This window comes from Alicyclobacillus suci (assembly GCF_017329615.1).
Taxonomy (GTDB): Bacteria; Bacillota; Bacilli; order Alicyclobacillales; family Alicyclobacillaceae; genus Alicyclobacillus; species Alicyclobacillus suci.
Genome location: NZ_JAFMTW010000113.1, coordinates 1 through 1,769, shown reverse-complemented (window position 1 = coordinate 1,769; position 1,769 = coordinate 1). Strand labels below are relative to the sequence as shown.

Genomic DNA, 1,769 nt, shown 5'->3' with positions numbered 1-1,769 from the left:
ACAACCCGGACGCAGATGGCTATATCGAACGTTTCTTCCGTTCGTTGAAGGAGGAAGAAGTTTGGATGCAGGAATACGACAACTTCGCGGAAGCCAAGATCGCAATCAATCAGAAACCGGTTTGTCCAGTAAGTATACAGTGTCTTAAGAGCGTTTATTACCAAAGCGGAATATTTTCGACATGTAAATAATTGTAGTCTATTACTGAACTACAAATTTTGGAGGGAGGTTTCAATATGAAAAAATTTGCTTCCATAGTTTTTTCCGGGGTATCCATACTTTCAATGTCTACATTCGCTCCAACCGTTATGGCTTCTACTAGTTCTTCAACAACAGACAGCTCGTATACAACTTTTACACCTAATGCTTCGGCGAAGAGCAATACGTCTAGATCGGTTACTTATAGTGGTATAATCACCTCTTCAGGAATGAATATATCAGTATCACCGAACATTTATCCGGGTCCTGGTGGAACTGATCAGTGTACTAATGCTGGGGGACATTGGAACAATAAATCTTCAAGCGGTGGACAAGTCACATTCGGTACATGTAGTTATGATGCCAATGGTGTAATGACTACGGAGTATCAATTGACTAGCACTGTTGGTCTAATCAGCGAATTGCAATTTGAGCCTATTTATGACGGATATTTGGCTGAACCAATGGTATATAAGTATCCCGGAGGGACTACGTTCTATTACAATGAACTCACCATGCCGGGTTTAGGTAGTGGGACTCATACTATCAATATTACGGGTAGTGCAAATCTAACGACAGGATCAGCAAGTTTTAGTAACAGCAACTCCGCGTATATTTCGTAAACTAAATACTGACTCCAATGCAAAACTGCAATGGAGTCAGTCATATGGAGGTTTAAAATGCAGTCATGGCTTACAGAACCCTTAGCTAAAAATCGTAATTTGATTGGTCCTAAATCTATACCTATATTTCAGGGTGAAAGAGCACTGGTGAATCACGAGAACAGTTCTAAAACATTATCGGATATCAATTCATTTGAACTTTATATTGGTGGTCTTATTTCCGTAAGGAACAAAATTTCATTGATGCTACAAAATTTTAACTTCGATTTGGAGACCAGTAATCAATTAAAAAGACTTGAATCCATTATTTTAAAAGGATCAGTGTGGAATCGAGATGATATGATTCTTGGTTTAGAAATCGAAGCACTATCCCCGGAATTTCAATCAAATTGTATCGATTTGCTTCAAAAGGGTGATTCGGTTGTATCTTTTATTTTTCAAAATAATCATTCTGTTGATTTCCCTAGACTTCTAAATGAATGGGTAGTCATTTTTGATGCGGTAGAACCTATGGAATTTAATAATGAGCTTCTGGACATATGCAAGTTTCTGGAGAAGACACTCCCATTTTATCACGGCTATAAGGGGATTAATCTAAGTGTAAGTGGATGGGATATCCGTAAGATGACGAAATCACCTAATGTGATCCGTATGCTTAGAACAAAATATGACGAAATTACCTTGTTTATAGACCCTAGTACCTATCTTGTTCATCAAATAACTGCTGTTAGACGATCGGAAGATAAATCGTAGCCGCTCACGCTTCCTGACGGTGGATGGGCGGTTTTCTGTTATTTGTGGTGACGGAGGATTATGTGGATAACTGTAAGGAGGGCTCAGAGCTTCTATTTGGGAGTGTCAATAATTTTGTGTAAACTCTATCAGACGGTTTCTAGTGAAGATAGGGTTTCAAGCGCTCCTCGAAATGTATCGCAAGCTGGCTGAAGA

3 protein-coding genes are annotated in these 1,769 nt (G+C 38.9%); all 3 read left to right on the top strand.

Going from position 1 to position 1,769, the window contains the following annotated elements; genetic code table 11:
- Positions 1-191: hypothetical protein (locus J3482_RS19960; RefSeq protein ID WP_206923057.1), on the top strand; the 191-nt coding region annotated here is incomplete at its 5' end.
- A 45-nt stretch (positions 192-236) separates the two neighbouring features.
- Positions 237-821 carry a hypothetical protein gene (locus tag J3482_RS19955; protein WP_206923056.1) on the top strand — a complete coding sequence of 195 codons (585 nt, stop codon included), beginning with the start codon at positions 237-239 and terminating at the stop codon, positions 819-821.
- Between the two features lie 57 nt (positions 822-878).
- Entirely contained in the window at positions 879-1,574 is a 696-nt protein-coding gene (locus J3482_RS19950; protein ID WP_146824996.1) for a hypothetical protein, read from the top strand.
- The last annotated feature ends 195 nt before the right edge of the window (positions 1,575-1,769 follow it).